The sequence below is a fragment of the Mycolicibacterium sp. XJ879 genome, assembly GCF_053483935.1.
This window is the reverse complement of sequence record NZ_JBEFTH010000001.1, coordinates 721,940-731,018: the sequence shown is the minus strand read 5'-3', so window position 1 is coordinate 731,018 and position 9,079 is coordinate 721,940. Positions and strand designations below refer to the sequence as shown.

Genomic DNA, 9,079 nt, shown 5'->3' with positions numbered 1-9,079 from the left:
ATGGATGAAGCTGTCCACGCCCAAGCTGCGTGATCGGCTGGATATGTGGGTGGCCAAATACGATCCGGCCGCGGTGCGGGTCGCGCCCAAAGAAGATGAGGATCGCTGCGTGGAGATCCATCCTGGCGATACCGCGGGCATGGCGATCTTATGGGGCACCCTGCACTCTGCCGATGCCGCCGCGATGGATCAGCGCCTCGAGGCGATGGCGGCCACGGTGTGTGAAAACGATCCGCGCACCAAACGCCAGCGTCGCGCCGATGCCTGCGGCCCGGTGGCCCGAGGCGAAGCCACCCTGGCGTGCCAATGCGGATCCGAGGATTGTCCGGCCCGCGCGACGCGTGAGGCCGCGGCGGCGGCGGTCATCCATGTGCTGGCCGAACAACCCACCCTCGACGGCACCGCCGACACCCCGGGCTATCTGCCCGGTTTTGGGGTGCTGCCCGCCGAATCGGTGCGTGAGCTCGCCGAGACCGCGACGTTGAAACCGTTGGACGTGCCCACCGACGCCGCGCCGGATCCGGGGTATCGGCCCAGTGCCAAGACGGTGGAGTTCATCGGCTTTCGTGATCTGACCTGCCGCTGGCCCGGTTGTGATCGGCCCGCGCAGCGCTGCGACGTGGACCATACGGCGCCCTGGCCGGTCGGGCCGACGCACCCGTCGAACAACAAGCTTTACTGCCGCACTCATCATCTGATCAAGACGTTCATCACTGGGCCCGGTGGCTGGAGCGAGCAGCAGCGCCCCGACGGAACCCTGGTGTTGACCTCGCCCACCGGGCACACCTACACCAGCCAGGCCCATGGCGCGACCCTGTTTCCCGCACTGGCGCAACCCACCGCCGAGCTCAACCTGCCCACCGAACCCAAACCGCCCCACCCTGACCGGCTGGCGATGATGCCGCGGCGCAGACAAACCCGCGACCAAGACCGCCAAGACCGCATCAACGCCGAACGCCGCGAACGCACCGAACTCATCGCCGAACAACAACGCCAACACCAAGCCTGGCTCGCCGCCAACGAAAAACCACCACCCTTCTGACACATCGTCAGTCGTAGCCGGTTGCAGGACAATCGGTTTCACCGTCACGGTAACCCGCGGTGTAGTCGGTCGCTGACCGAGTCGCATCAGGTACGAGAGCGGCGCGTCGCGGGTCGGTCCGGCATTGGCGGGACGCAGGGCGCCTTCGCACGTCGTCACACTGATTAGACGCCCGGTTCGGCGCGGCGGTTCCGTCGAATGGTCATAATTGTGGCCATGGCAGACAAAAGCGGTAAGCAGGTGCGCACCGGGCCCGAGCGAATCAGGAAGCTGGCGCAGGCGGCGCTCAACGCTGATGTCACCGTCGAGCAGGTCGATACCATCCTGGAGGGGCTCAGCGAGACACTCGAGGATCTCAACAGCTCCACCGAGAACCTCGATGCCACGCTGGAACGGTTCAACGGGACGATCAACAGCATCAACGAACTCGCACCGCGGCTCAACGCGGTGGTCGACCGGATGGAGGGCATCGTCGGCCGCGTCGAACGCCTCGTCGGTGTCGGGGAATCGATGCTCTCACCGTTGGCGGCCACCGAACAGGTGGTGCGCGGCGCGGTGAACAAGGTCCGTCGCAGCGCGGGGCTGTAGCTAGCCGCTGTTGCGCAGCGCGCTGGCCAACCCGCTCATCGTGAGCAGGATGCCGCGCTGCACAAGCTCGTCGGTATCACCGGATCGGTAGCGGCGCAACAGCTCCACCTGCAGGTGATTCAACGGCTCCAAGTACGGAAACCTGTTGAACACCGAACGCGCCAGCGCGGGGTTGTCGGCCAGCAGGTCGTCCTGACCGGTGATCAGCTTGTGCATCCGGATGGTGCGGTGGTACTCGTCGAGGATCTTGTCGAACACCCTGCTGCGCAGCGCCTCGTCCTCGACCAGCTCGGAGTAGCGCGCAGCCAGCCCCATATCGGATTTGGCGAGCACCTGCGCCATGTTCGACAGCACGGTGCGGAAGAACGGCCAGCGCCGATACAGCTCCTGCAACGTCTGCAGCTGCGCGTCGTCACCGGCGACGTAATCTTCGAACGCTGTACCCGTGCCGTACCAGCCCGGCAGCATCACCCGCGACTGGCTCCACGCCAGCACCCACGGGATCGCGCGCAGGTCGGAGATCGACGTGGTGGGTTTGCGCGACGTCGGCCTGCTGCCGATGTTGAGTGCACCGATCTCGCTGACCGGTGTGGACAGCATGAAGTAGTCGACGAAACCCGGTGTGTTATGCACCAATTCGGAGTAGGCGCGACGTGCGCGGGTCGCCAGGTCGTCGAGCATCCGATACGCCGGCTCCGCGTCGTCGCCGAGGCCTTCGACGTCGAGCAGCGTGGCCTCCAGTGTCGCGGCCACCAGCGTCTCCAGGTTGCGGCGCGCGATCTGCGGTTCAGCGTATTTGGCCGCGATCACCTCACCCTGTTCGGTGAGCCGCAACGACCCGTTCACCGCGCCCGGCGGCTGGGCAAGGATCGCCTCGTAGCTGGGGCCGCCGCCGCGACCGACGGTGCCGCCGCGGCCGTGGAAGAGCCGCAACCGGATTCCGGTCTTGCGAGCCGACTCGACCAGATCGAGTTCGGCCCGGTACAGCGCCCAGTTTGCCGCCAGGTATCCGCCGTCCTTGTTGGAGTCGGAATAACCCAGCATCACTTCCTGGTGGTCACTGCGCGCCGCGACGACGGCCCGGTACAGCGGCACCTGCAGCGCCGCTTCCAGTACCGAGGCGCCGCGTTGCAGGTCCTCGATCGTCTCGAACAACGGCACGATGCCGACCGGCGCATATGCATGCTCTGTCGAAACATCGAGCAGACCAGCTTCTTTGAGTAGCACTGCCGCTTCGAGCAGGTCGGAGACCGACTCGCACATCGAGATGATGTAGTTGGGCACTGCCCGCGGCCCGAACACCCGCACGGCCCGCGCCGCGGCCGCCATGATGTCGAGTTCCTTGCGGGCCAGCTCGGACAGTTCGGCGTCCGGTTTCACAAGCGGCCGCCTGTTGGCCAACTCGGTGGCCAACAACTCGACGCGCTCCTGTTCGGTCAGGCCGCCGTAGTCGGGGTGCACACCGGCCCACTCCAGCAGCTCGGTGATCACCTCTTCGTGGACGTCGGAGTTCTGCCGCATGTCCAGCCCGCACAGGTGAAAGCCGAATACCCGCACTGCTTCTCGCAGCGCGGCCAGCCGATCGTCGGCAAGGAGCGCGCTGCCGTCGGCCCGCAGTGACGCGTCCACGACGTCGAGGTCGGCGAGCAGGTCGTGCGACGTCTCATAGCGCGGCAAGCCGAGGTCGAGTTCGCGTTCGGGCTGGTGGTCGAGGATCTCCCCGGCCGTGGCGGTAAGCCGGCCGCGGATGACGCGTACCGCGCGACGATACGGTTCGTCGTCGCGGACGGGATCGGCGCACGTGTCGGCCAGCGCAGTCAGCGCCTCGCTGGTCGTCACGAGCCGGGCGGACATCGACAACTCTTCTTCCAGCGCGGCGAGCTCACTGAAGTAGTGATCCAGTGCAGTGAACGCGGCTTCACCCGTCGCGATCCGCACCACCTCACCGGTGACGTTCGGGTTGCCGTCGCGGTCGCCGCCGATCCAGGACCCCGGCCGCAACATCGGCTCGTCGAGCAATCCGGTGTCGGACCAACGTTCTTGAAGTGCCGCGCGCACTTCGGCGTTTACCTGCGGGATGACCTCGAAGAACGCCGACCGGTAGTACCGTAGCCCGGTCTCGATCTCATCCTGGATCTGCAACCGCGACAACCGGACCAAGGCGGTCTGCCACATCGTCAGGATGTGTCTGCGCAGTTCGTCTTCGATATCGCCGAAGCCGTGCAGCCGCTGACGCATCAGCTCGGTGATCCGATGCTGGGTGGAGAAGATGGTGCGTCGGCGCGTCTCGGTGGGGTGCGCGGTAATCACCGGCGACACCAGCGCACCAGTGAGCGCCTCGGCGACCCGGTCCGAATCCAGCTGGGCGGAATCGAGTTTCGCATATGTGGCGGCCAGGCTGCTGGGTTGCGGCGGCTCGCCGGCGGCCACATGCACTGCGCGCCGGCGCTCCCGGTGGATGTCCTCGGCGACGTTGGCCAGCAGCGCGAACTGCGTGAATGCGCGGATGATGGCGATCGACTTCCGCACGGCGATGCCGTCGAACATCCCGGCCAGCTCGGCACGGTCAATCTCGGAGCGTCGCACCCGGAAAGATTCCACGCGGGCGCGTTCGACCAGGTCGAAGATCTCCTCACCGTTGTGTTCACGGATGGTGTCGCCGAGAATCCCGCCGAGCAACCGGATGTCTTCGCGCATCGGCTCGGTCGCCTCGCGGCCGACCTGGGTGCGCTGTACCGAGCCGGTCGGCTCGAGATCGTCGACCATGCGTTCCAGTATCCGTGCCGCCACGTTTCTTGCCCACTCAACGACCACCGAAGAAGTTTGGCCATTCCCGGAAAACGGCGCGCGGATGCGCGCACGATATTTCCATCTCGACACCTCTGTAGGAGGCCATCATGGCCACAACCATCACCAACACCGGATCCGCTTTGACCCGCTTCGCATCGGCCGCGGTGTTCGCCGCTGCGGTCGCACTGTCGGCGAATGCGATCGCCGCCGCCGCACCCGACGACGGCGAATGGGACATCGAGGCCTACGACAACTGCATGAAGCAGACCGTCAGAAGTGCTGACCTCTGCTGCGTCGACTCGGGCGGGGTGCCCACCTCGGATCCGGACGACACGCAGGCCGACGGTTCGCCGAACTGCTACGCGCCGCCTGCTGAGGCCCAAGGGGTCGAACAACCAGGCGTGCCACCGCGAATGCCGCCAGGGGCGGTCATCGGCCAGCTACCGGTGGCGCCGGAGGCTCCCCAGAATCCCGGTATGGCGCCGATCGTGACGCCGTCGGTGGTCGCTCCCCGCTAGCCGTACTTGATCTGCAGGCCGACGCCGATGATCGCCACCAGCCAGATACCGGTGATGAACAGCGTCAGACGGTCCAGGTTCTTCTCGACGACCGTCGAGCCGGACAAGCTCGACTGCACACCGCCGCCGAACAAGCTCGACAGCCCGCCGCCCTTGGCGCGATGCAGCAGGACCAGGAGGATAACCAGCAAGCTGGTCACAACCAGGAGTATCTGCAGGCCCAATTCCATGGCAGCCAGCGTACAGGCCGGAGTTGGCCGCTACGGCAACGGCCCGCCGGCCGCGATGGCCGACAGCGTGGCGAACTGCTCACCGTCCAACGACGCCCCGCCGACCAGCGCCCCGTCCACGTCATCTTGCGCGACGATCTCGCCGACGTTCTTGGCGTTCACCGAACCGCCGTAGAGCACCCGCACCCCGGCGGCCAGGTCAGCGGATGCCAGTGCTGCCAGCTCCGTGCGGATGGCATTACAGACCTCCTGCGCATCGGCTGCGCTGGCGACGCGTCCCGTGCCGATGGCCCACACCGGCTCGTAGGCGATTACCGCCTGCCCGATCTGCTCGGTCGACAGGCCGGCCAGCGAACCGCGCAGCATCTCCACGTTGTGTTCGACGTGGTTGCCCGCCTCGCGCACCTCAAGCTGCTCGCCGATGCAGATGATGGGCACCAGCCCGTGCCGGAACGCGGCGGCGGCCTTCGCGGCAACAACGGCGTCGTCCTCGTGGTGATAGGTCCGGCGCTCCGAGTGCCCGACAACGACGAACGTGCACCCCAGCTTGGCCAGGAAGGCGCCGCTGATCTCGCCGGTGTAAGCGCCGGAATCATGCTGTGACAGATCCTGGGCACCGTACGTCAGCAGCAGCTTGTCCCCGTCGACCAACGTCTGCACGCTGCGCAGGTCGGTGAACGGCGGCAGCACCGCGACGTCGACCTTGTCGAAGTACTTCGCCGGCAGCGCGAACGCGATCTTCTGCACCAACGCGATCGCCTCGAAGTGGTTGAGGTTCATCTTCCAGTTGCCGGCGATCAGCGGCTTGCGGCTCACGACTGTGGTACCTCTCACTCTTCTAATACAGCTCACTCTTCTAAAACAGCGATGCCGGGCAGTTGCTTGCCCTCAAGGTATTCCAACGACGCCCCACCGCCGGTGGAAATGTGGGAAAAGCCGTCGGCCGGCAGGCCGAGTTGACGCACCGCGGCCGCCGAATCGCCGCCGCCGACGACGCTGAACGCGCCCTTACCCGTCGCGGCGATGATGGCCTCGGCCACCCCCTTGGTCCCCGCGGCGAACGACGCGAATTCGAACACGCCCATCGGGCCGTTCCAGAACACGGTCTGGGCGTTGGACAACAGGTTGGTGAACCGCTCCACCGAACCCGGGCCGATGTCCAAACCCATTTTGCCACCGGGGATCTGGTCGGCACGCACGGTCGCAGGAGTGGCGTCGGCGGCGAACTCGTCGGCCACCACGATGTCCACCGGCAGGTGGATCACGTCGGCGTAGGTGTCCAGCAGCTTGCGGCAGGTCTCGATCATGCTCTCTTCGAGAAGTGAATTGCCTACCGGAACCCCTTGGGATGCAAGGAATGTGAAGCACATCCCGCCGCCGATGACGATGCTGTCGGCTTTGGTTGCCAGGTTCTCGATGACGGCGAGCTTGTCGGAGACCTTTGATCCGCCGAGCACCACGGCGTAGGGCCGCTCGGTCGAACTGGTCAGCTGCTGCAGCACCTTGACTTCGGCCTCCACCAACCGGCCCGCGTAATGCGGCAGCAGCGTGGCCACGTCGTAGACCGACGCCTGCTTGCGGTGCACCACACCGAAGCCGTCCGACACGAACGCCCCCGGCGAACCGTCGGCGCCGCTGACGAGTTCGGCCAACTGCCTGGCCAGCGCCAGCCGCTCGGCGTCGTCCTTGCTGGTCTCGCGTGGGTCGAAACGGATGTTCTCCAGCAGCAGCACGTCGCCGTCGGTCAGGCCTTCGGCCCTGGCGAGCGCATCGGTGCCGACCACGTCTGCGGCCAGCTGGACATGCCTGCCGAGCTGCTCTCCCAACGCGGCCGCGACCGGCGCCAGCGAGAGTTTCGGGTCCGGAGCGCCTTTGGGCCTGCCCAGGTGTGCGGTGACGATGACCTTCGCACCGGCGTCACACAATGCCCGCAGCGTGGGCACCGAGGCGGTGATCCGCCCGGGGTCGGTAATGGCGCCGTCGTCCAGTGGGACGTTGAGATCCGAGCGCACCAACACGCCTCTGCCCGAAACACCTTCGGCCAGAAGGTCGTCGAGCGTCTTGATGCTCACCGTTAGAGGGACTTGCCGACCAGCGCGACGAGGTCCACGCACCGGTTGGCGTAGCCCCACTCGTTGTCGTACCAGGACACCACCTTGGCCTGGTTGTCGATCACCTTGGTCAATCCGGAGTCAAACAGCGAACTGTGGGGATCGGTGACGATGTCGGCCGACACGATCGGCGCGTCGTAGTACTTCAGGATGCCCTTGAGCGGACCGTCGGCGGCCGCCTTGAACGCGGCGTTGATCTCGTCGACGGTGGCCGACTTGCTCAGCTCCGCGGTCAGATCTGTGACCGAACCGGTGGGGATCGGCACCCGCAGCGCGTACCCGTCGAGCTTGCCCTTCAGTTCGGGCAGCACCAGGCCGATGGCCTTGGCGGCGCCGGTGGAGGTCGGCACGATGTTGACCGCGGCGGCGCGGGCGCGACGCAGGTCCTTGTGCGGGCCGTCCTGCAGGTTCTGGTCCTGGGTGTAGGCGTGAATGGTGGTCATCAGGCCCTTGACGATGCCGAACTCGTCGTTGAGCACCTTGGCCAGCGGGCCGAGGCAGTTCGTGGTGCACGACGCGTTGGAGATGATGTTCTGGCTGCCGTCGTATTTGTCGTCGTTGACCCCGAGCACGACCGTCAGGTCCTCGCCCTTGGCCGGTGCGGAGATGATGACCTTCTTGGCGCCGGCGTCCAGGTGGCCCTTGGCCTTTGCGGCGTCGGTGAAGATACCGGTGGACTCGACCACCACGTCCACGCCGAGGTCACCCCAGGGCAGCGCAGCCGGGCCCTCCTTGACCTCGAGGGCCTTGATCTTCTTACTGCCGACGACGATGTTGTCCTCGCCCTCGAGGGTGACGTCCTCCGGGAAGCGGCCCAGGATCGAGTCGAACTTCAGCAGGTGGGCCAAGGTGGCGTTGTCGGTCAGGTCGTTGACCGCGACGATCTCGATGTCGGTGCTCTTGCCCTCGGCCTGCTGCGCCGCGAGGGCCCGGTAGAAGTTGCGCCCGATGCGGCCGAAGCCGTTAACGCCTACCCGGATTGTCACTTGTCTCTCCCTTATTTCGCCTAGTTACGCCGTGCTGCTCACAGGCCAGCGTAATGGTGTGATTCCGACCACGTGCGACCACCTCAGTGCACCGCAAGGCTCTGGTCGGCATAGGGGTTACCCAGCCATTTGCGCCGAATCACCTGCAGCGCGCCGTCCTCTTCGAGTTCGGCCTGCGCGACGCTGAGCCGGCTGAGCAACGCTTGGTTGTGCAGGCCGACGGCGACGGCGATGTTCTCCACCGAAAGCCCGCGCGCCACGACCGTCACCCCGGGCAGGGGTTTGACCAGTTCGTTGAGTACCGGCCCCAGCTCCAGGAACGCGTCGCACCCGCCGCTGCCCAGGTCACTCAACGCGGTGTCGACGTTGCCGGGTTCGTAGCCGCGCACCGTCGCGGCGCGGCCTTCGGCGACCAGGTCTTCGGCGATCGGCTGGCCGGTGCTGCCCTGGCGCACGCCGAGCGTCAGCCCGGCGACGTCGTCGAGCGAGCTCACCCTCGGCAGCCGCATGGTGTCGACGGCCAGGGCCTGCCCGCAGATGAGGTAAGGCGCCACGAACTGCGCCTTGGCTTCCCGTTCCGGCGTCACGACGGTGCCCGCCGCCACGCAGTCGTAGTCTCCGGCGTCGAGCCGCTCGAAGAGGCCGTCGAAATCGGCTGCGTCGACGAATTCGACTGCAACGCCCAGCTTTTTGGCCAGCGCGGCCATCAGGTCGATGTCCAGGCCGCCCCCGTCGGCCATACCGTTGAACGGTGGGCGCGGAACGACGGTGCCGACCTTCAGGATCTCCATGGGTTCCAGTGTTCGACGAGTGT

9 protein-coding genes are annotated in these 9,079 nt (G+C 66.3%); 3 read left to right on the top strand and 6 right to left on the bottom strand.

Annotated features, from left to right (window positions below):
* Positions 1-1,042 (top strand): HNH endonuclease signature motif containing protein (locus ABQF13_RS03710; protein WP_448391344.1); only part of this gene is annotated, 1,042 nt, incomplete at its 5' end.
* Between the two features lie 216 nt (positions 1,043-1,258).
* Complete coding sequence (locus ABQF13_RS03705) at positions 1,259-1,630, top strand: ATPase (protein ID WP_448391342.1); 372 nt, start codon at positions 1,259-1,261, stop codon at positions 1,628-1,630.
* Here ABQF13_RS03705 and ppc read toward each other — a convergent pair whose 3' ends face one another.
* The gene (gene ppc, locus ABQF13_RS03700; protein ID WP_448391341.1) at positions 1,631-4,396 is read right to left on the bottom strand and encodes a phosphoenolpyruvate carboxylase; all 2,766 of its coding nucleotides are present in this window, start codon (positions 4,394-4,396) and stop codon (positions 1,631-1,633) included.
* A 131-nt stretch (positions 4,397-4,527) separates the two neighbouring features.
* On the opposite strand from ppc, the gene ABQF13_RS03695 reads away from it, so the two are divergent.
* Positions 4,528-4,938 carry a hypothetical protein gene (locus ABQF13_RS03695; RefSeq protein WP_448391340.1) on the top strand — a complete coding sequence of 137 codons (411 nt, stop codon included), beginning with the start codon at positions 4,528-4,530 and terminating at the stop codon, positions 4,936-4,938.
* On the opposite strand, the gene secG is transcribed toward ABQF13_RS03695, so the two are convergent.
* The 5 genes from secG to ABQF13_RS03670 all read right to left on the bottom strand — a co-directional run bounded on the left by secG (position 4,935) and on the right by ABQF13_RS03670 (position 9,056).
* Complete coding sequence (gene secG / locus ABQF13_RS03690) at positions 4,935-5,168, bottom strand: preprotein translocase subunit SecG (protein WP_448391339.1); 234 nt, start codon at positions 5,166-5,168, stop codon at positions 4,935-4,937. The genes ABQF13_RS03695 and secG overlap by 4 nt on opposite strands.
* A 30-nt stretch (positions 5,169-5,198) precedes the next feature.
* Positions 5,199-5,984 (bottom strand): triose-phosphate isomerase, encoded by a 786-nt coding sequence (gene tpiA / locus ABQF13_RS03685; RefSeq protein ID WP_448391338.1) that lies wholly within the window; start codon positions 5,982-5,984, stop codon positions 5,199-5,201.
* Between the two features lie 32 nt (positions 5,985-6,016).
* Positions 6,017-7,240 carry a phosphoglycerate kinase gene (locus ABQF13_RS03680; RefSeq protein ID WP_448391337.1) on the bottom strand — a complete coding sequence of 408 codons (1,224 nt, stop codon included), beginning with the start codon at positions 7,238-7,240 and terminating at the stop codon, positions 6,017-6,019.
* A 2-nt stretch (positions 7,241-7,242) separates the two neighbouring features.
* Complete coding sequence (gap, locus tag ABQF13_RS03675; RefSeq protein WP_448391336.1) at positions 7,243-8,265, bottom strand: type I glyceraldehyde-3-phosphate dehydrogenase; 1,023 nt, start codon at positions 8,263-8,265, stop codon at positions 7,243-7,245.
* Between the two features lie 83 nt (positions 8,266-8,348).
* Positions 8,349-9,056 (bottom strand): ABC transporter substrate-binding protein, encoded by a 708-nt coding sequence (locus ABQF13_RS03670; RefSeq protein WP_448391335.1) that lies wholly within the window; start codon positions 9,054-9,056, stop codon positions 8,349-8,351.
* Between the last annotated feature and the right edge of the window lie 23 nt (positions 9,057-9,079).

Bases quoted from the DNA above. Each gene is read 5' to 3' on its own strand.
- ABQF13_RS03705 (WP_448391342.1), top strand. From the start codon at position 1,259: ATGGCAGACAAAAGCGGTAAGCAGGTGCGCACCGGGCCCGAGCGAATC.
- ABQF13_RS03695 (WP_448391340.1), top strand. From the start codon at position 4,528: ATGGCCACAACCATCACCAACACCGGATCCGCTTTGACCCGCTTCGCA.
- ppc (WP_448391341.1), bottom strand. From the start codon at position 4,396: ATGGTCGACGATCTCGAGCCGACCGGCTCGGTACAGCGCACCCAGGTC.
- secG (WP_448391339.1), bottom strand. From the start codon at position 5,168: ATGGAATTGGGCCTGCAGATACTCCTGGTTGTGACCAGCTTGCTGGTT.
- ABQF13_RS03670 (WP_448391335.1), bottom strand. From the start codon at position 9,056: ATGGAGATCCTGAAGGTCGGCACCGTCGTTCCGCGCCCACCGTTCAAC.